Origin of the sequence: Ochrobactrum soli, from assembly GCF_003664555.1 — a bacterium.
GTDB lineage: Bacteria > Pseudomonadota > Alphaproteobacteria > Rhizobiales > Rhizobiaceae > Brucella > Brucella teleogrylli.
In genome coordinates, this window is the sequence record NZ_RCHH01000006.1 from 87,452 (window position 1) to 108,196 (window position 20,745).

Consider the following 20,745-nt stretch of genomic DNA (forward strand, 5'->3'; position numbering starts at 1 on the left):
TCATGACGGAACCGTTGATCCGCCTCAGAAAAGTCCGGCGGGAGTACCCGTCGGGGGACAGTTCCATCGCGGTCCTCAAAGACATCGACCTCACCATCAATTCTGGCGAGATGGTGGCGATTGTCGGTGCGTCGGGGTCGGGTAAATCCACGCTGATGAATATTCTCGGTTGTCTGGACCGTCCAACGTCCGGCAGCTACGAAATCGGCGGTCGCGAAACCGCCTCCATGGATGTGGATGAACTGGCCGCGCTGCGGCGTGAGCATTTCGGCTTCATCTTCCAGCGTTATCATCTGCTGCCAGAGCTGACGGCCATCGGCAATGTCGAGATACCGGCGATCTATGCTGGTATCGACCCGTCGGCGCGTGCCAAGCGCGCCGGGTCCTTGCTGACGCGTCTTGGCATGGGTGACCGGCTGCATCACCGGCCCGGCCAGCTTTCCGGCGGGCAGCAGCAGCGCGTCTCTATTGCGCGCGCGCTGATGAACGACGCTAGCCTTATTCTGGCCGACGAGCCGACCGGCGCGCTCGACAAGCATAGCGGCGAAGAGGTGCTGCGCATTCTGGGTGAGCTGCATGCCGAAGGGCGCACGGTCATCATCGTCACCCACGATATGTCGATTGCCAGCAAGGCAGAACGCATCATCGAAATCAGCGATGGCGAGATCATCGCCGACCGTCCGGTGGAAAAGACCGAAATCGTGGAAAGCGCCGTCAGCCCGGAAGATGCGGCCTCGAAGCGCAAGCGCGCGCTGTCGCTCTATGGATTGATGGGTTCGATCCGCGAGGCCTTTCTGATGGCATTGCTCTCGATGCGGGCGCATAAGCTGCGCACCTTCCTGACCATGCTGGGCATTATCATCGGCATCGCTTCGGTCGTCAGCGTCGTGGCGCTAGGGCGCGGTTCGCAGGAGCGGGTGCTGGCCAATATTTCCAGCCTCGGCACCAATACGCTGGAAATTTTCGCAGGCAAGGATTTCGGCGATGTGCGATCCGGGAAAATCACCACGCTGGTGGTTTCGGACGCTTTGGAACTGTCCAAACAGCCCTATGTCGCGGCTGCCACGCCAACAGTCTCGACAAACAGCACGGTGCGTTTCGGCTCGCAGGAGTCCAATGCGCTGGTAAATGGCGTCAGCGAGCAATATTTTGTCGCCAAGGGCAGCAAGATTGCCGATGGACAGTTTTTCGACCGCGAAAGCGTGCGAACCACGGCGCAGGATGTGGTCATCGACCAGAACACCAAAAACGCGCTGTTTGCCGATATCAATCCGGTGGGACAGGTGCTGCTGATCGGCAATGTTCCCGCGCGCATTGTCGGCGTGATGGAGCCGCAGCAGGGCGGTTTCGGCTCCAATCAAAACCTGTCGCTTTATCTGCCATACACCACCGTTCAGGCACGGTTTCTGGGAAGCAATTCGCTGCGCAGCATTACCTTGCAGGTCAAGGACGGGATCGATACGGCGCTGGCCGAGCAGTCGGTCACCGAATTTCTGTTGCAGCGCCACGGCACCAAGGATTTCTACATCCTGAACACCGACGATATTCGCAAGACGATCACCAGCACGACCCAGACGCTGACGCTTCTGGTGGCGGCAATCGCCATTATTTCGTTGATCGTCGGCGGCATCGGGGTGATGAACATCATGCTCGTCACGGTGTCCGAACGTGTTTCGGAAATCGGGGTACGCATGGCGGTCGGCGGGCGACAGAGCGATATCTTGCAGCAATTTCTGATCGAGGCGGTGCTTGTCTGCCTGATCGGCGGCGTTCTGGGCATTCTGACGGCGCTCGGCTTCGGCTTGCTCTTCAGCTTGTTCAGCTCGAATTTCAGCCTTGTCTATTCAACCACGTCGATTATCGCAGCTTTCCTGTGTTCGACGCTGATCGGTGTCGTGTTCGGCTATCTGCCAGCGCGAAACGCTTCGCAACTGGACCCGGTCATCGCGCTTTCCAAGGGGTAAGTGCGACGACTAGCGCCAAACGCAGGTTTGCAGCGGCACTCTTAAAAAAAATCAGCGGCAATAAAAGAAAATGCGTGTGTCTGTAGGGATTTTTGCTAAATCCCTACAAAATAATAAAAATTTATAAGCTGAACTCTGCCCCCGATCCTTTAAAAATACGGATAAAGGTTGCAGTGCTCACTGTTCGTCATCTGATTGTAACAGAAATGGGCGAAGCATCCGGACATTCGCAGTTCGTTGGGGGACAACGGCTGCGGGGATGTATTGAAGAGGGGTGAAATATGGCGGGTTTGGCTACCATCGAAAATGTTGAGGCGATGTCTTGCACGCTGCCAAGGCGGTGCATGATGTCGCTCGCTTGCACAATAGCTGCCCGCGGCATGTAGCGTTTCCACCATCTGCACGGGTTCCACCGGGAAGCTGCAGAAATCCTCAAAACAGCGCTCCGGGCATCCGGGGGATCGAAAATCCAGATCCCGCAAAAGTGGGAGAGCGGCGGGCCATGGCTAATTATGACTGTTGCAGAATTTCAACGGTCGCTAATGAAGTAACGGTCTGTATCTTATTGGGAAAAAACGCCATTGACTAACGAAACCATCAATGAAAATCGTATTATGCAATCGTAAAAAACGACTCGTAAAAAAATCGAAACTTCTATCAACTTGATCCTGGAGGTCAGAAATGAACATCAAGAGCCTTCTTCTCGGCTCCGCTGCAGCGCTCGTTGCAGTTTCCGGCGCACAGGCTGCCGATGCAATCGTTGCACCGGAACCTGAAGCAGTTGAATATGTCCGCGTTTGCGATGCTTACGGCGCTGGCTACTTCTACATTCCGGGCACCGAAACCTGCCTGCGCATCAGCGGCTACGTCCGTTACGACGTAAAGGGCGGCGATGACGTCTACACCGGCGTAGACCGTGAAGGCTGGGACAAGGGCGCACGCTTCACGCTTCGTACCCACACGGCTTCGGAAACCGAACTCGGCACCCTGAAGACCTACACCGAAACCCGCTTTAACTACGGCGCCAACAATAGCCGTGAAGATGGTGATTACGGTTATACGACGCAGGGCGTTGATTTCCGTATCGGTTACATCCAGCTCGGCGGCTTCAAGGTTGGTATCGACGAATCCGCATTCCACACCTTCACCGGTTACCTCGGCGGCGTCATCAACGATGACGTGGTCGGCGCAGGCAGCTACACCACCGGTCAGATTTCGTACACCTACAAGGGCGGCAACGGCTTCTCGGCTATCCTGGCTGTTGAAGAAGGCGGCTCGGGCTACGTCATCGACGGCTACACCCCGCACATCCTCGGCGGTCTGAAGTACGAAGGCGGCTGGGGTTCGATCGCAGCTGTTGCAGCTTACGACTCGGTCATCGAAGAATGGGCCGCCAAGGTTCGCGGTGACGTGAACATCACCGACCGCTTCTCGGTTTGGTTGCAGGGTGGTTACGCTTCGGAAGAATCTCCGGTGCAGAACTACGGCCAGTGGGGCGGCGATTGGGCTGTCTGGGGTGGCGCGAAGTTCAAGGCAACCGACAAGGCTACCTTCAACCTTCAGGGCGCACACGACGACTGGGGCAAGACTGCAGTTACGGCTAACGTAGCTTACCAGCTCGTTCCTGGCTTCACGATCACCCCGGAAATTTCGTACACCAAGTTCGGTGGCGAATGGCGTGATCTCGCTGTCGAGAAGGACGCTTGGGGCGGTATCGTTCGCTTCCAGCGCTCGTTCTAATAACACATATCAAGATCGGATATCGGGGCATCGTCCCGATATCCGGACAGGTTTCGTCTAGGTTTATGTTCGCAGTAATGTGTCGGGTTATCTGACGAAGCTTGAAAATATGAACTGATAATAATGTGACCTCCAGTCCATTGTTATAGACAGGCGACAGGTCTCCGATCTGTCGCCTGCTTTTTATCGGGGCGGCGGTATTGCCATTTGGGTTGCCCTTTGAAGCGCACCAGTTCGGGTCGAGCAAAGCGGCTCCCCGGCCGTAACTCCCGCTATTTTTCAGAAAACTGCTTTCCGTTTCGCCTCATCACGCGCCGATCACATTGGCGTGCCCTCAAGCGAATGGAACTCCCGCGCGTGCAGATTTTTGTTATAAATTTGTCACGGAGGATTTACCGCGCGTGAACATCATCGTAACAGCACCCCGGACGGACGGAACAGTGACGCAAACCGGTTTGAGCAATCTTCAGGTGGAAGTTGCGCATAAGATGCTGGCGCTTATCACCAAGGAGCGCTGGCAGATCGGTGATCGCATTTCCGATGCCGCGATTGCGCGCGAATTGCATGTCTCACGCTCGCCGGTCCGGCAGGTTTTGCATCTTCTGGTGGAGCGGGGGATCGTCGCGCAGGCACCGAACCGTGGTTATCTGTTGCAGCGTTTTCCGAAACAGGACGAGCTGTCGAACGAGATTTTGCCGCCGTCCGATTTCGAAGACCTCTATCACAGGCTGATGAGCGCGCGTGCTTCCGGTTCGATCGGCCTGGAAGTTTCTGAAGCAGCCCTCGCGGAACAGTTCGAAGTGACCCGTGGAACGGTGCGCCGCACATTGATGCGCTTTGCCGCCGAAGGACTGGCCGAGCGGCTTCCAGGCTACGGCTGGCGCTTTGCCGAAGCGCTCGACAATGAACATGCCGTCAATGAAAGCTATTCTTTCCGGGTGGTCATCGAATGCGGCGCGCTGACACAAGCTGATTACAGCCCGGTTCTCTCCGAGTTGCAGGAACTGCACCGCGAACAGCTTGAAATACTCGAACGCCCGATATCCGATTTTCCGGATGGGTTTTGGTTCGACGTCAATGCGAATTTCCATGAAACGCTGGTGTCATGGGCCAATAACCGGTTTCTCACCCAGGCTCTGCGCTGGCAGAACCATTTGCGGAGACTGACGGAATCCTGTGAGTTTGAGCGTATGGGCGAAGCGCGAATTCGTCAGGCCTGCGCGGACCATCTGGAAATTTTGCAGGCTATCGAGGCTGGGGATTTCGAATTTGCAGCCGCATTGCTGAAGCGGCATATCGCGCGTCCAGCTCACGATAGCGTTTGATTCCGCGCGGCATTTTTCAACGAATGAAATGGAAAAGGCCGGGATCCGAAGCGATCCCGGCCTTGTTCTTGGTTAGATTTTGGCGGCCTGCACAAAGCGCGGATCGAAAGTCTGCGCAAATGAAATATCCGCGCTGGAAAGCTCCGGATCGAGCGCCTTCAACATTTCATAGAGGCTCTTGAAGCCTTCTTCGGCAATCAGGCCCTTTTCGGAATACATGGCGCGGGATTTCTCAAAGCCGGTTTTGTAGAGTTCGCGGTCGCCAAGCAGATATTCCTCCGGCACGGCGTCGGCAACGTCGTCGGCGGATGCCTTGTGAATCCAGTCCAGCGACTTGACGAAGGCATTGACGACGCGCTGCGTGGTGATCGGGTTTGCGTCGATAAAGCTCTGCTGCACATAAACTGTCGCGGCCGGATTGGTGCCGCCGAACAGCTGTCGCGTGCCTTCTTCTGTGCGGGTGTCGATCAGCAGAGTGATATCGCCATCGACTTCGAGGCGGGTGATTACCGGATCGAGATGGACGAGAGCGGCGATTTCGCCTTTCTTGATGGCTGCAACCGCGCTTGCGCCGCCGCCAACGCCGATAATCGACGCGGCATCTTCCGACAGACCGTTCTTCATGAGTGCATATTGCAGGAACAGCGACGTGGAGGAGCCGGGCGCCGTAACGCCGACATTCTGGCCCTTCAGGTCGGCAATGGTCTTGATTTCGCCTGCGAGGTCCTTGCGCACGCCGATGCAGATGCCCGGGAAACGTCCAAGTTCGCAGACTGCCTTGATGTCCTGGCCCTTGTTCTGCATGCGGATCGTGTGTTCGTAAGCGCCCGTCACGACATCGACCGAACCACCGATCAGAGCCTGCAACGACTTCGCGCCGCCGCCAAAATCGTTGACCGTTGCCTTCAGGCCCTGTTCTTCAAAGAAGCCTTTGCGCTCGGCAATCGTTAGCGGCAGGTAGTAGAAAAGCGGCTTGCCGCCGACGCCGAACATCAGTTCGGGTTTTTCTGGCGTTGCCGATGCGTCCTGCGCATAGGCGGGCAGGCGGGAAGCAATGCCGGCCAGTCCAAGAGCTGCGGCGCCCAGCAGGGCGTCTCTGCGATTAATCTTCATGATTTTCCTCCTAGAGCATTTCCAGCAAAAGTGCGTAGCGGTTTTGCGTGGGATAATGCGTGAAAACAAATAGATAGAGCGGTTCCATGATTCCATTTTGACCGGAACCGCTCTCGTAGGCGCGACGCGCCGTTATGCGTTGTGGCTTGCGGCTTTGGGGCGCCAGACAAGCAGGCGCTCCTCGATGATGGTGACGCCCCAGTCGATGATCAGCACAAAGACGGTCAGCACGAGCATACCGGCGACAACGCCGGTCACGTCGAACACGCCTTCCGCCTGATGAATGAGGTAGCCAAGCCCCGCCGAAGAACCGAGATATTCGCCCACGACCGCACCCACGACGGCGAAGCCGACAGCGGTATGCAGGCTCGAAAACATCCATGACAAAGCCGAGGGCAGGTAGACGTTGCGCAACAATTGCCGCTCGTTCATGCCGAGCATGCGGGCATTGGACAGCACGGTCTGGTTCACTTCCTTCACGCCCTGATAGACGTTGAAGAAGACAATGAAGAACACCAGTGAAACGCCAAGCGCTACCTTGGACCAGATGCCGAGGCCAAGCCACAGCGCAAAAATCGGTGCCAGAACAACACGCGGCAGGGAGTTGGCGGCTTTCACATAGGGATCGAAAACAGCTGCCAATATGGGCTTGCGCGCAAACCAGAAGCCGATCAGGACACCCGCAATCGAGCCGATGGCAAAGGCGAGCATGGCTTCGAGCAGCGTGATGCCGAGGTGATACCAGATCGTGCCTTCGGCAAACCATTTATAGGTGCGCAAGGCGACATCGCCCGGCGTGGCGAAGAAGAATTTCGCCTTGGCGGGGTTGCCGAAAAGATGCGTGGCGGTAAAGACATGCCACACGAGAATAACGGCGACAGCAATACTGAGCTGCGCCAGAAACAGCATTGGCTTTTTCATGAACGTCCTCCGGCGCGGTCTCCACTCGTCTGCTGGTAGCCCTTGAGGACTTCTTCCTTGAGCGCGCTCCAGATTTCCCGGTGGATTTCGTGAAACTGGTTGTCGAGGCGGATTTCGGAAATCTCGCGAGGGCGTTCGAGCGGAATGCGATATTCCGCCATGATGCGCGCCCTCGGACCGGCAGACATGATGACAACGCGGTCAGCAAGCGCGATGGCTTCTTCGAGATCATGCGTGACGAACATGACCGCCTTCTTGTCTTGCGACCACAGATCGAGCAGCAAATCGCCCATGATGACGCGGGTTTGCGCGTCCAGCGGGCCGAATGGCTCATCCATCAGCAGATATTTCGGATTGCGGATCAGCACCTGCGCCAGACCCACACGTTTGCGCTGGCCCCCGGAAAGCATATGCGGATAGCGGTCGCCGAAGCTTGCAAGCCCGACACGGGCCAGCCATTCCTGCGCATGTCTGCGGGCTTCGGCCTTTATCGAGCCCGCGATTTCAAGACCGATGGCGACATTGTCGAGCACCGTCTTCCAGGGCATCAGCGCGTCCTGCTGGAAGAGATAACCCGCCTTGCGATTTAGCCCTTGCAGGCGCTGGCCGTTGATCTCGACAATACCCTGCGCGGGCGTCAGAAGACCGGCCACAGCATTCAGCAAGGTGGATTTACCGCATCCGGTTGGGCCGACAATGGCGACGAATTCGTTTTCCGCGACCTTGAGATTGCTTTCGGCAACCGCATCGAACCGACCGCCATCGGCCAGTTTGAACGAAATCTCTACATTCTTCAGCTCGATGGCCGTCTTGTCGGTTCCACCCGCCTGCGCGTGCTTTACTTCGGCGCTCATCGTCTTCTCTCCTTGGGAAGTCGACGAGACGCCTTGCCGCAATATTGCATATAATCACTCCTCCGAAGGCGCACTTCAACGATGGGGGTTGGGCAAGACGGCCAGAAGTCAGGGTCCTGCACGTCGCGAATGAAGCGCGCGAACGTTTAATTTCAGCCTTCCTATACCGCTCTTGCAACAAGGCGCAATGGAAAGCTGACCGCGCTTTGCATTATATCTACATAAATAAGTCTATACGAAATAATATTGCCGTCTGGCAATGTGCCGCAAATTGGCAGCGCATATCGCCTCTTTCGTCCGTCGAAGCGGGGCTTTAAAGTCCCAATTTAAAAAGCCGTCCGGCGATGTTGGGAGGAGCTAGGCGTGACGCTTCGATATCAGATTCTGGCTCTGGCCATTGTGCCGTTGATCGTCGCGATCCTGACGGTCACGGCCTTCATCACGTGGCAATCGGCCAATCTCGTGCAGAGCAGCATCGCGACTTTTGAGAAAAACATGCTGAAGGCGAAGGAGACCGAGCTTCTGAACCTCACCAATCTGGCTCTGTCAGCAATCCAGAAAATCTATGACGAGGCCGGTCCCAACGATACAGCGGCCATGCAGAAGGTGACGAGCATTCTCACCTCGCTCGATTATGGGCGGGACGGCTATTTCTTCGTTTATGACTATGACGGCAACAATGTCGTGCATCCGCGCCAGACCTTTCGTCCCGGTCAGAACTGGCTCAATCTAGTCGATCCTGATGGTGATCATGTCATTGCCAATCTGATCGACAAGGCAAAGCAGGGGGGCGGGCTGCACCAATATAAATGGGAAAAGCCGTCGAGCGGCGAAATGGCCGACAAGCTGTCCTTTGCGGTTGGGCTGGATAAGTGGAAATGGATGCTGGGAACCGGCGTTTATCTGGATGATGTTTATGCGCAGACGGCGGCGGCCAATGCCGATTTTCGCGCCAATATCCGCAACACGTTTCTGGTGGTCAGTCTCATCGCCGTGCCTGCCGTCATGCTGGTTTTCGCAACATGCATGTTGTTGAACATTCGCGAGCGGCGCATGGCGGACAGCAAGCTCAAGGAGCTTGCCCAGCGCATCATCGATACGCAGGAGGAAGAACGCGCCCGTCTGGCCCGCGAACTTCACGACGGCATTTCGCAGAATCTGGTGGGCGTGCGCTATGCCATCGATCTGGCCAGCCGTCAGGTGCATACGGGCAGCGACGGTGCGCCGAGGGCCATTGAGAAGGCATCGGATGTGCTGAACGGCGCGATCAAGGAGGTGCGGCGGCTTTCGCATGATCTGCGACCGCGCATTCTGGACGATCTCGGCATGACGGTGGCGCTGAAAGCGCTCTTTGAGCATTTCGCGGAGCGGACGGGTATCGAGACCCGCTTTGAGGCCGATACGCTGCGGGTCAATCTGAAACCGGAGCCGAGCACGGCGCTCTACCGGGTGGCGCAGGAAGCGCTGACCAACATCGAGCGCCATTCGGGCGCGAGCGCGGTCTCTGTGCGCCTTTGGGATTCGAACGGGCGCGTGACGATGACGGTGAGCGACAATGGCAATGGATTTGCCGGTCATGATCTGAAAGGGGCGGCGTCGGGACTTGGCCTCAGAAATATGCAGGAGCGCATAGCACATTTCGGCGGTGTGCTCTTGGTGGAAACCGGCAGTGATGGTACGCAGTTGACCGCGCGCCTGCCGCTTTCGGCAGTCGAAAGACCTATGACGAAGCCGTCCATGTTCAAACCGGAAGTCGCATGACGAAAGAATGCAAGATTCGCGTATTGCTGGTCGATAATCATCCGCTGGTTCTCGACGGCTTGCGCGCCGTGCTTGAAACCTATGACGACATTGAAATCGCGGGCGCTGCATCCAATGCGCGGCTGGCGCTGGATATGGCGCAGACCGCCAAGCCCGATGTCGTGCTGATGGATATCAATATGCCGCTTCTCAACGGTATCGATGCCATCGAGCTTTTCAAGCGGCAACTGCCGGGTACGCGCATTCTGATGCTCTCCATGCATGACAGTCGCGAATATATCTCGACCTCGATCATGCGCGGTGCTTCGGGCTATGTGCTGAAGGATGTTTCGACGAGTGAAATCGTCGCCGCCATCCATGCGGTCGCATCGGGCGGAGCCTATTTTTCCTCCGGCGTTTCGGAAGCACTTCTCGACAATGCCGAGAAGAAGGCGGAAGGCCTGTCGTCGCGTGAAAACGATGTGCTGGTTCTGGTTGCCGAAGGTAGCAGCAATCGCGAGATTGCTTCCGCGCTCGGCATATCGGAAGCAACAGTCGAGACTCACCGCAAGAACATCAAGAAAAAACTCGGTATCGCCAGCACCGCCGGATTGACCCGTTATGCCATTGAAAACCGGCTTGGCTTTTCAGAAAGTTAGCCGCCGGAAGACGGGAAAGCTCTGCTTATTACCCACTAGTGGGTAATTGTGCTTTTGTTGCGACTATCGTCTGCTTGCGGGTGGATTCCCGCGCACTTATTCTCTTTTGCAAAACGGCTTGAGGAGGCCGAAACAAAAGGGGAGGAGCAATGTCAGTTTTGCTGGCGTTGTCGCGCGCTATTGACGCGGCCAATAATTTCATCGGAAAAGCAGTATCCTGGCTGATACTCGTGGCGGTGCTGATCAGCGCCATCAATGCGGTTTCGCGCAAGCTTTTCAATCTCAGTTCCAACGCATGGCTGGAAGCGCAATGGTATCTGTTTTCGGCGGTTTTCCTGATCGCCGCCGGTTACACGCTGCTACACAGCGAGCATGTGAAGGTCGATCTGCTCTACAGCCGTTATTCGCGCCGCACCCAGCTGCTGGTCGAGATTTTCGGCACTATCGTCTTCCTGCTGCCCTTCTGCCTCATCACGATCTATCTTTCATGGCCCATTGTGGAAGCGAAGTTCGCCAGCGGTGAAACCTCCAACAATACAGGCGGGCTGGTTCTCTGGCCTGTCTGGACGCTGATCCCCATCGGTTTCGGACTCTTGGCGCTGCAAGGCCTGTCCGAACTCATCAAACGCATTGCCATTCTGCAAGGGCGTCTACCGGACACGGTGGCAGCTGAAGACGCAGAAGCCCAAGCGCTCTGAGGGGGACGGATATATGGTTGCTTTCTTCGCGGAAAATCTCGCGCCGCTGATGTTCCTCTCGCTGATCGTCGTGCTTTTGCTCGGCTATCCGGTGGCTTTTGCGCTTGCCTTTGTCGGGTTTGCCTTCGGTTTCGTCGGCATCGAAATGGGGCTTTTGCCGGTCAATCTGTTCGGGGCCATACCCGACCGCATCTTTGGCCAGATGTCGAACGAAACCCTGCTCGCCATTCCTTTCTTCACCTTCATGGGGTTGATATTGGAGCGAAGCGGCATGGCCGAAGACCTGCTCGACACGATCGGGCAGTTGTTCGGCCCCGTGCGCGGTGGCCTGGCCTTTGCGGTGATTATTGTCGGCGCACTTCTGGCGGCGACCACCGGCGTCGTTGCCGCTTCGGTGATTTCGATGGGCCTGATATCGCTGCCGATCATGCTGCGCTACGGCTATGATCGAAAAGTGGCCAGCGGCACTATTGCCGCTTCCGGCACATTGGCGCAGATCATTCCGCCGAGCCTCGTTCTGATCGTTCTCGCCGACCAGCTCGGTCGGTCGGTTGGGGATATGTATAAGGGCGCGCTCGTGCCGGGCCTGATGCTGGTCGGCTTTTATTGCGCCTACATCATCGGCATGTCGATCCTACGGCCTCAGACTGTTCCAGCCTTGCCGTTGCAGGCCCGCACCTTGAAGGGGTGGAAACTGGCGCAGCGCGTGGTGGTCTCGCTCGTGCCGCCGCTGGTGCTGATCTTCCTCGTTCTGGGCACGATCTTCATCGGTGTCGCTACGCCGACGGAGGGCGGCGCAATGGGCGCGGTCGGTGCGCTTCTGCTTGCGATCATCAATCGCCGCCTGAACATGAAGATGCTGACCTCGGCGCTTTACGCCACGGCGAAGCTTTCGTCTTTCGTCATTTTCATTCTGCTTGGCGCACGTGTGTTTTCGCTCACCTTCTACGGTGTCAACGGTCACGTCTGGGTTGAGCATCTGATGACGTCGATTCCCGGCGGCGAAGTCGGCTTCCTGATCGTCGCCAATATTCTCGTCTTCTTTCTGGCCTTCTTCCTCGATTATTTCGAGCTGGCCTTCATCATCATCCCGCTTCTGGCGCCGGTTGCCGACGCGCTCGGCATCGATCTCGTCTGGTTCGGCGTCATGCTGGCGGTAAACATGCAGACATCGTTCATGCATCCACCGTTCGGCTTCTCCCTGTTCTATCTGCGTTCGGTGGCGCCGTCGCGCGCCTATAAGGACAAGGTAACGGGAGCCACGATCCAACCGGTCACGTCGGGCCAGATCTATATGGGGTCAATCCCGTTCCTGCTGATCCAGCTGGTGATGGTCGCGATCATCATCGCGTTTCCCGGTATCGTTACCCATTACAAATCCGGCCATCCGGTCGCCGATCCGTCGACGATCCAGATCAACGTGCCGATGCCGGGTGCGGATGGCGGCAATCCGTTCGGCACTGCGCCCGCCCCATTCGGTGCGCCTTCGCCGTCCACGGACCCGCTGCCCGCCCCATCGTTCGGATCGCCGCAGCCAAGCTTCGGACAACCGGAAAAGCCAGCGCAGTAACCGAGGGGAGACCAGTTACCGCGCCGGTGATAAGTGAAACAGTTTTGGAGGAGGAAAACATGAAACAGGATTTGAACCGCCGTACATTTCTAACCAAGGGGGCGGCCATCGGAGCCGCCGCCGCCACAAGCGGTGCGGCGCTGGCCACACCGGCAATCGCAGATGAATTGCCGAACATACGCTGGCGTCTGACATCGGGCTTCCCAAACAATCTCGACACGATCTATGGCGGCGCGGTCTTTATGGCCAATGCTCTGTCGAAGATGACGGACGGCAAGTTCCAGATACAGGTGTTTCAGGCGGGCGAACTGGTGCCCGGTCCGCAGGCTATTGACGCGGTGCAGGCCAATACCGTCGAAATCGCCCATACCTGCGGCTATTATTTCACCGGCAAAAACCCGGCTTTCGCCATCGGCACCGCTATTCCCTTCGGCATGAACACGCGCCTGCAAAATGCATGGCTCTATCATGGCGGCGGCAATGAGCTTTATAACGAATTCCTTTCCGATTACGGCGTTGTCGGTATCGTCGGCGGCAACACCGCTGCACAGATGGGCGGCTGGTATCGCAAGGAAATCAAGAGCCTCGAAGACCTGAAAGGTTTGAAGATGCGCATTGCCGGTGTGGCTGGTGAAGTCATGTCGCGCCTTGGCGTCGTGCCGCAGCAACTGCCCGGCGGCGACATCTATCCGTCGCTGGAACGCGGAACCATCGATGCCGCCGAATGGGTCGGCCCGTATGACGATGAGAAGCTCGGCTTCTACCAGATCGCGCCTTACTACTACTATCCGGCGTTCTGGGAAGGTGGCGCTTCGGTGCATTTCTTCGTCAACAAGCAGCAATATGAAAGCCTGCCGGAAGCCTACAAGGTGGCGCTGAACACCGCCGCTCAGGCTGCAACGCAGAACATGATTTCGCTCTATGACGTGAAGAACACCGGTGCAATCCGCTCGCTGGTGTCGAAGGGCGTAAACTTGCGGCCTCTCCCGCGCGACGTGCTGGATGCCGCTTACAAGGTCACCTTCGATCTCTACGCTGAATATACCGAAAAGAACCCGGCCTGGGCGAAGATCTATCCGAGCTGGAAGAAATTCCGCGACGAGGGTTTCGAGTGGTTCCGCGTCGCTGAATATACCTATGACAGCTATGTCTATGCCGCGCAGGCGGCGGGCAAATAGCGTAGCGTCAAGCCTGTTGAACTTAGAGAAGGGGTCGGTTTACCGTCCCCTTTTCCATTTGCGCATGTATGACAGTGCCCCGTGCTTGCCCCTCGCTGAACTATGCGCCTATATAACCCACCAGTTGGTACATTTTAAAAGGCGGCCAGACGATCACGATGGACAGCGCAGTCGAGCTTGCACAGGCCCGCGCGGGACGGAAAAACGATCCCGACAGCACCAGGGAAAACATCCTTGAGGTCGCGACCGAAGAATTCGTTCGGGCAGGTTTTTCCGGTGCGCGTGTTGATACGATTGCCGAGAAGACTAAGACGTCGAAGCGGATGCTCTATTATTATTTCGACAACAAGGAAGGGCTTTATCTGGCTGTGCTGGAGCGCGCCTATGCCAAGATAAGGGCGCTGGAAAACCGCCTTCAGCTTCAGGATTTCGAGCCGGAAGAAGCGATGCGGCGGTTGATCGAGGCCACATTCGATCATGACGACGCCAATCCCGATTTCGTGCAACTGGTCAGCATCGAGAACATCCATCGCGCCGAGCATCTGAAGAATTCCAGCGTTTTCCAGCGCACCAATTCCGGTGTGATCGGGATCATTGCCGAGATTCTGGCACGCGGGGAAACAAGCGGTGTATTCACCCGCAAGGTCGATCCGGTCGATCTGCATCAGATGATCAGCGCCGCCTGTTTTTTCCGGGTCGCCAACCGGCACACATTTGGCGCGCTTTTCGACCGGGACCTCATGGCCGATGAGTACCGAACGCGGCATCGTCAGCTTATCGCGGATATGATCCTGGCTTACCTGAAATCGTGAGGCTCAATAGCGGTTCCGGTTGAAACGGAATCGTTGGACCGTTCTAGATAGTTGTTTTCACGTATTATCCGACGCCAAACCGCTACGCACTTTTGCTGGAAATGCTCAAAGCACATTCAATTCGGTGTGCATTGCAAAAATAGTCGCCATGTCCGATTGACGTTACTAACCAGTTCGTACATTTTCAAAAACAAGAAACCTGCCGTGCGAAAATGGCGGGACGATAGGGGTGGAGTTTAAATTCCGTGACGGAAACAGTGACGCGGTCGGTTCGCGTGGGCTTGATTGGCAGCGGCATCGGTGCCTCTCGCACTCCAGCCATGCATATGCATGAAGGGCGCATGAACGGCATCGATTACCGCTATGACCGATTCGATCTTTCGGTGCTGGGCGTGGGCGTTGAGGCTTTGCCGCAGCTGATGGATCAGGCGGAGAAAGACGGGTTTGCAGGGCTCAACATCACCTATCCCTGCAAACAGGCGGCGATTCAGTTTGTCGATGAATTGTCGCCCGATGCGGCGGCACTCGGCTCGATTAATACGGTGACATTCAAAAACGGTCGCAGAACCGGCTATAACACCGACTGGTGGGGCTTTTCGCAGGGCTTCCGGCGCGCTTTGCCCGATGCCCCGGTCGACAATGCAGTATTGATCGGTGCCGGTGGTGCGGGTGTTGCGGTTGCGCATGCATTGGCGACAATGGGCGCGCGAAACGTGCAGGTTTTCGATTTGGATGCCGCCCGAACCGAAGCGCTGATTGCGCAACTGGCGCCGAGGCATGAGGCTTGCCGGTTTGTATCAGGCGGGGATATCGCCGCCGCGCTGGAAGTTACCGATGGGCTGGCCCATGCCACGCCGACCGGAATGGCCAAGCACCCCGGCGTGCCTTTGGATACGGGTCTGCTGACGCCACGGCATTGGGTGGCGGATATTGTTTATTTCCCGCTTCAGACGCAGCTTCTGGTCGAAGCGGCAAAGCGCGGATGCAGCATCGTCAACGGCGGCGGCATGGCCGTTTTTCAGGCGGTCGGCGCGTTTGAATTGTTCACGGGTCTGACACCCAATGTCGATCGCATGATCGAGCATTTCGGCACTCTCGGCGAGGGCGGCGGTATCTAACGAAACGGCCCGCATGAAGCGGGCCGTTTTTGTTTGCGTAGCGCTTACTCCGCTGGCTCCAGCTGCGGCATCGCATCGGTGATGGCGGGGGTGCCAGCCAATGCGGCGGCAAGCTTGTCCTGATCCAGCTCGTTTTCCCAGCGCGCAACAACGATGGTGGCGACTGCATTGCCAACGAGATTGGTCAGGGCGCGGCATTCCGACATGAAACGGTCGATGCCGAGGATGAGCGCCATACCGGCCACAGGCACAGCCGGGACGACCGACAAGGTCGCGGCCAGCGTGATGAAGCCCGCGCCGGTTATGCCAGCGGCACCCTTGGAGCTGAGCATGGCCACCAGCAGGAGCAGAATCTGGTCGCTCAACGACAGCGGAATATCTGTCGCCTGCGCGATGAAGAGGGCAGCAAGCGTCATATAGATATTGGTGCCATCGAGATTGAACGAATAGCCGGTGGGAATGACGAGGCCGACAACCGAGCGTTTGCAACCTGCCTTTTCCATCTTGTTCATCAGGGCAGGCAGAGCCGCTTCCGATGAGGAGGTGCCCAGCACGAGCAGCAACTCTTCCTTGATGTAACGGATCAGAGCGAGAATGGAGAAGCCGTTATAGCGCGCCACCGCACCCAGAACGACGAGCACAAAAAGCAGCGAGGTGAGGTAGAAGGTGCCGATCAGCATGGCGAGATTGGCGATGGAACCAATGCCATATTTGCCGATGGTGAAGGCCATCGCGCCGAAAGCGCCGATGGGTGCGGCTTTCATTAGGATCGACACCAGCTTGAAAACCGGTGCGGTCAGCACATGCAGGAAGTCGGTGACCGGCTTGCCGCGGTCGCCCACAAGCGCAAGCGAAATACCGAACAGGACCGAGAAGAACAGCACCTGCAGAATGTCACCTTCCGCAAAAGCGCCGACAATCGTCGTCGGGATGATGTTGCTGAGGAAGCCAGTAATGCTCTGCTCATGCGCCTTGGTGGCGTAGTCGGCCACGGCCTTTGGGTCGAGAGAGGCTGGGTCGATATGCATGCCAGCGCCCGGCTGCACGACATTGGCCACGACGAGACCGATAATCAGCGCCAGCGTGGAGAAGGTGAGGAAGTAGATCATCGCCTTGCCAGCAACGCGCCCCACCTTCTTCATGTCGGTCATGCCAGCAATGCCGGTCGCGACCGTCAGGAAGATGACGGGCGCGATGATCATCTTCACCAGCTTGATGAAGGCGTCGCCCAGCGGCTTCAGCTGCGTGCCAAGTTCGGGATAGAAATGGCCGAGCGTGATACCGGCGGCAATCGCCACCAGTACCTGAAAATAGAGATGCTTATAAAGCGGGATGCGGCCGCGCGGCTCATCCGCCGTGCCAGTCGGAACTGCAATCATTGTGTCCTCCATTTGGCTCAGTCTGGATCGCGTCCAGCCTCCCGAGCCTTTCAGTCCTGGATTTCAGCGGCGCTCAACCGCTGTTGGAGGTTCTAATTGCAATGTCCGTGCCAAGTTTGTGAGCGCGTACTTATCCGATTGAAAACTATGGATATTATACCATGGGCAGGGGTAGCGTTACTCAGTATTGTGCGAATTTTTACACATTCTTCTTTTCAATTTGTGCGAAATATCGCACATTGATTTGATGAACAAGTTGGTGTCCCCAATCATTGATGAAGCGGATCTGCGAGCCGCCAATCGCCGGGCCTGGGCTCTGTTTGCGCTCATCTGCGCCGTGTTCTTCGCGCTGGCATTCTGGCTGGTTGGCAACACGGCGCATGAGCGCGCCGTCGAGGACTTGAGCGAGCAGACGCGCATTGATGCCAATCTGAATACAGCGCTGCTGCGCGCTGTTCTCGACAAGCAACGCGCCTTGTCGCTTGTGCTTTCAAAGGATCGGGAGCTGGCGTCGGCACTTCTGGACAAGACGGTGGCGACGATAGACCCCGCAAACCGAAAGCTGGAGACGCTCGCGGATGGCACGCAGGCGGCGGTGATCTATCTGGTGGGGATGGACGGGATCGCGATTGCGGCCAGCAACTGGCGCGAGCGGGACAGCTTTGTCGGCAATGATTACAAGTTCCGGCCCTATTTTCGGGATGCCCTGACCAATGGCGGCGACGAATATTTTGCGCTCGGCAATGTGAGTTTCCGCCCCGGCCTTTATATCTCGCGGCGCGTCGATGGGTCTTCGGGCCCGCTCGGCGTCATCGTCGTCAAACTGGAATTCGACGATCTGGAGCAGGACTGGCGCAATGCGGGCCGTCCGACTTTCGTGACCGACGAACGCAACATCGCGCTGATAACCAGCCTTCCGTCCTGGCGCTTCATGACCATAGGCCGCATCGGTTTGGAACAGTCTCAATCTATTCGTGACAGTCTGCAATTCGGCGATGTGCCGCTGCAACCCTTGCCGCTGTCTATGAAGGCGGTGGGCGAGGGCGATGTGCTTTTGATGAATGCGCAAATGCCCGGCGAGGGGCGCAGCACGCAGTTTCTGGCTATTCATTCCACGGTGCCGTCCACGCCCTGGCAGATGTACAGCATGGCGCCGACAAAGCCGCAGATTCCAGGCGCGGTGCGCGAGGCGCGGCTGATTGCCTTCATCATTCTGGCGGCCATTGCGACCATCGCCGGGATGTTGTTGCGCAGGCGGCAGAAGGTGGTGGCGCGCATCGCAGCGGCAGCGCGCACGCAACAGGAACTGGAGCAACGCGTAGAAGAACGCACCCGCGATCTCAGTCTTGCGCGAGACCGGCTGGAAGCTGAAATCAGCGACCACCATCGCACGGAATCCATGTTGCAGGGCGTGCAGCAGGATCTCGTCCACGCTAACCGTCTCGCCATTATGGGGCAAGTGGCGGCGGGTGTTGCGCATGAGATCAATCAGCCGGTCGCGACGATAAGGGCCTATGCGGACAATGCGAAGACGTTCATCGAACGAAAGCGGCTGGAGGCCGCAACCGAGAATCTCGATGAAATCGCCGCGCTGACCGATCGTATCGGCACTATCACCGGCGACCTGAAGGCCCTTGCCCGCAAGGGACGTTCACCTTCGGAGCCGACACCGCTCAGTCAGGTCATATCGGGCGCGCTTGTGCTGCTGCGCAGCCGTTTTTCCGGTCGGATGGATCAACTGGATATCGAATTGCCGCCGCCCGATCTGCGCGTTGTCGGACATTCGCTTCGGCTGGAACAGGTGCTCATCAATCTGTTCCAGAACGCGCTGGAGGCGGTGGAACTCAAAGGCAATGACGGACGCATCGAAGTGCGCGCAACAGAACAGCGCGAGACGGTGCTGGTCACCGTGTCCGATAACGGACCGGGCATGCCGCAGCATATTCGCGACAACCTGTTTTCGCCCTTCAATACATCGAAGGAAAAGGGCCTCGGCCTTGGTCTGGTGATCGTCAAGGAAATCGTCACCGATTATGGCGGAACCATATCTGCGGAAAGCAGTGCCGACGGCACAGTCTTCCGCGTCGAATTGAGAAAAGCATGATGAACCCTCCTCACTCCGTTATCCTGGTCGATGATGACAGGGCATTGCGCCGCGCCACCCGGCAGACACTGGAGCTTGCCGGTTTTTCCGTCGCCGATTATGGCAGTGCCGTGGACGCGCTGGCCGATGTGACGGCGGATTTTGACGGCGTGATCGTATCCGACGTGCGGATGCCGCAGATTGATGGGCTGCAATTTTTTACGCGGATCAAGGGCATCGATCCCGATCTGCCGGTGATCCTCATCACCGGTCATGGTGATATTCCGATGGCGGTTCAGGCCATTCAGGATGGCGCCTATGATTTTATAGCCAAGCCTTTTGCTGCGGACCGGCTGGTGCACAGCATTCGACGCGCCGGTGAAAAGCGCCAGCTTGTGCTTGAAAACCGCGCCTTGCGCGCCGCTGCAATCGACGCCGAAGGCGATCTGCCGCTGATCGGCCAGACGTCCGTGATGGAAAACCTGCGCCGCACACTGCGCGATATTGCGGATACAGACGTGGATGTGCTGGTGGCGGGCGAAACCGGCAGCGGCAAGGAGGTCGTGGCACAACTGCTGCACAATTGGAGCCGCCGTCGCAAAGGCAATTTCGTTGCGCTCAATTGCGGCGCGCTGCCGGAAACTGTGATTGAAAGCGAATTGTTCGGCCATGAGGCGGGTGCCTTCACCGGCGCGCAGAAAAAGCGGCTGGGACGCATCGAACATGCAAGCGGCGGCACGCTGTTTCTCGACGAGATTGAAAGCATGCCAGCCGCAACGCAGGTAAAACTGCTGCGCGTGCTGGAAATGCGGGAGATTACCCCGCTCGGTACCAATGAAATCCGCCCGGTCGATTTGCGCGTGGTGGCTGCCGCGAAGATCGATCTCGGCGATCCGGCGCAGCGCGGCGATTTTCGTGAAGACCTTTACTATCGGCTCAATGTTGTGACGCTATCGATACCGCCGCTGCGGGAGCGCCGCGAGGACATTCCGCTGCTTTTTGCGCATTTTTTGACGCGCGCGGCAAAGCGCTTCAATCGCGATGTACCGGTGGTTGACGCCGCCACGCATCGCCATCTGATGAGCCATGTCTGGCCGGGCAATGTGCGTGAACTGGCGCATTTTGCTGACCGGGTGGCGCTTGGCGTCTCATCTTCCAATGGCGTGGGCCGTTCCGTGGCGGATGATCAGGAACCTTTGCCGAAACGTCTGGAGCGTTATGAAGAAACGCTGATCCGCGAAACGCTTGCCGCTCATAGCGGCAATGTGCAGGAAACGATCAAGGCGCTCGGCATTCCGCGCAAGACCTTTTACGACAAGATGCAACGTCACGGCATTACCCGCGCTGATTATCGAGCCAATGACTGACGTCAGAGCGCGTTTCGATCCGATTGTATCAGATCGGCACTCTAACTGTTTGTTTTAACACACATCTTATCCGAAAACCGTTTCACACTTTTCGGGATGTGCTCTAAAATGAAGGAGAGCGGGTTCCTCCCCAAGAACCCGCTCTCCAGATGCATCGCCCCCCGCTTCGGTGCGATGCTTGTTTTGTCGGCCTAACTATTAGCTGTCTATATTTTTCTTGCAAG

At 57.4% G+C, this 20,745-nt stretch carries 16 protein-coding genes; 12 read left to right on the forward strand and 4 right to left on the reverse strand.

What is annotated here, in order from left to right:
- Window positions 1-2: 2 nt before the first annotated feature.
- From D8666_RS12215 to D8666_RS12225, 3 genes are all read left to right on the forward strand, one after another.
- Window positions 3-1,964 carry a MacB family efflux pump subunit gene (locus D8666_RS12215; protein ID WP_121538209.1) on the forward strand — a complete coding sequence of 654 codons (1,962 nt, stop codon included), beginning with the start codon at window positions 3-5 and terminating at the stop codon, window positions 1,962-1,964.
- Window positions 1,965-2,645: 681 nt separating this feature from the next.
- On the forward strand, window positions 2,646-3,704 hold the full coding sequence (locus D8666_RS12220; protein ID WP_109367155.1) for a porin: 1,059 nt from the start codon (window positions 2,646-2,648) through the stop codon (window positions 3,702-3,704).
- 401 nt (window positions 3,705-4,105) lie between these two features.
- Complete coding sequence (locus D8666_RS12225) at window positions 4,106-5,029, forward strand: GntR family transcriptional regulator (protein ID WP_235858952.1); 924 nt, start codon at window positions 4,106-4,108, stop codon at window positions 5,027-5,029.
- Between the two features lie 72 nt (window positions 5,030-5,101).
- Here D8666_RS12225 and D8666_RS12230 read toward each other — a convergent pair whose 3' ends face one another.
- From D8666_RS12230 to D8666_RS12240, 3 genes are all read right to left on the reverse strand, one after another.
- The gene (locus tag D8666_RS12230; protein WP_109367157.1) at window positions 5,102-6,142 is read right to left on the reverse strand and encodes an ABC transporter substrate-binding protein; all 1,041 of its coding nucleotides are present in this window, start codon (window positions 6,140-6,142) and stop codon (window positions 5,102-5,104) included.
- 132 nt (window positions 6,143-6,274) lie between these two features.
- Window positions 6,275-7,063 carry an ABC transporter permease gene (locus D8666_RS12235; RefSeq protein ID WP_121538211.1) on the reverse strand — a complete coding sequence of 263 codons (789 nt, stop codon included), beginning with the start codon at window positions 7,061-7,063 and terminating at the stop codon, window positions 6,275-6,277.
- Complete coding sequence (locus D8666_RS12240) at window positions 7,060-7,917, reverse strand: ABC transporter ATP-binding protein (RefSeq protein WP_121538213.1); 858 nt, start codon at window positions 7,915-7,917, stop codon at window positions 7,060-7,062. Before D8666_RS12240 ends, D8666_RS12235 begins: the two co-directional genes overlap by 4 nt.
- A gap of 363 nt (window positions 7,918-8,280) precedes the next feature.
- Here D8666_RS12240 and mctS point away from each other — a divergent pair, with 363 nt between their 5' ends.
- The 7 genes from mctS (at window position 8,281) to D8666_RS12275 (ending at window position 15,692) form a co-directional block, all read left to right on the forward strand.
- Window positions 8,281-9,678, forward strand: a complete 1,398-nt coding sequence (gene mctS, locus D8666_RS12245) for a two-component system sensor histidine kinase MctS (RefSeq protein ID WP_121538215.1) — start codon at window positions 8,281-8,283, stop codon at window positions 9,676-9,678.
- Window positions 9,675-10,316 carry a two-component system response regulator MctR gene (gene mctR, locus D8666_RS12250; protein ID WP_121538217.1) on the forward strand — a complete coding sequence of 214 codons (642 nt, stop codon included), beginning with the start codon at window positions 9,675-9,677 and terminating at the stop codon, window positions 10,314-10,316. The genes mctS and mctR overlap by 4 nt, the downstream gene beginning before the upstream one ends.
- Window positions 10,317-10,465: 149 nt before the next feature.
- A complete protein-coding gene (locus tag D8666_RS12255; protein ID WP_109367162.1) occupies window positions 10,466-11,014 on the forward strand; it encodes a TRAP transporter small permease subunit in 549 nt (182 codons plus the stop codon).
- Window positions 11,015-11,027: 13 nt separating this feature from the next.
- Window positions 11,028-12,584: a TRAP transporter large permease gene (locus D8666_RS12260; RefSeq protein ID WP_109367163.1), complete on the forward strand. Its 1,557-nt coding sequence runs from the start codon at window positions 11,028-11,030 to the stop codon at window positions 12,582-12,584.
- Between the two features lie 59 nt (window positions 12,585-12,643).
- Window positions 12,644-13,762 carry a TRAP transporter substrate-binding protein gene (locus D8666_RS12265; RefSeq protein ID WP_109367164.1) on the forward strand — a complete coding sequence of 373 codons (1,119 nt, stop codon included), beginning with the start codon at window positions 12,644-12,646 and terminating at the stop codon, window positions 13,760-13,762.
- Between the two features lie 158 nt (window positions 13,763-13,920).
- On the forward strand, window positions 13,921-14,574 hold the full coding sequence (locus tag D8666_RS12270) for a TetR/AcrR family transcriptional regulator (protein ID WP_109367165.1): 654 nt from the start codon (window positions 13,921-13,923) through the stop codon (window positions 14,572-14,574).
- Between the two features lie 245 nt (window positions 14,575-14,819).
- On the forward strand, window positions 14,820-15,692 hold the full coding sequence (locus D8666_RS12275) for a shikimate dehydrogenase (RefSeq protein ID WP_109367166.1): 873 nt from the start codon (window positions 14,820-14,822) through the stop codon (window positions 15,690-15,692).
- 44 nt (window positions 15,693-15,736) lie between these two features.
- On the opposite strand, the gene D8666_RS12280 is transcribed toward D8666_RS12275, so the two are convergent.
- Window positions 15,737-17,071 carry a dicarboxylate/amino acid:cation symporter gene (locus tag D8666_RS12280; protein ID WP_109367167.1) on the reverse strand — a complete coding sequence of 445 codons (1,335 nt, stop codon included), beginning with the start codon at window positions 17,069-17,071 and terminating at the stop codon, window positions 15,737-15,739.
- 247 nt (window positions 17,072-17,318) lie between these two features.
- Between D8666_RS12280 and D8666_RS12285 the strand changes: the two genes are divergently transcribed.
- Window positions 17,319-19,175, forward strand: coding sequence for a sensor histidine kinase (locus D8666_RS12285; RefSeq protein ID WP_109367168.1), 1,857 nt, complete (start codon window positions 17,319-17,321; stop codon window positions 19,173-19,175).
- Window positions 19,175-20,521: a sigma-54-dependent transcriptional regulator gene (locus D8666_RS12290; protein WP_109367967.1), complete on the forward strand. Its 1,347-nt coding sequence runs from the start codon at window positions 19,175-19,177 to the stop codon at window positions 20,519-20,521. Before D8666_RS12285 ends, D8666_RS12290 begins: the two co-directional genes overlap by 1 nt.
- Window positions 20,522-20,745 lie beyond the last annotated feature (224 nt).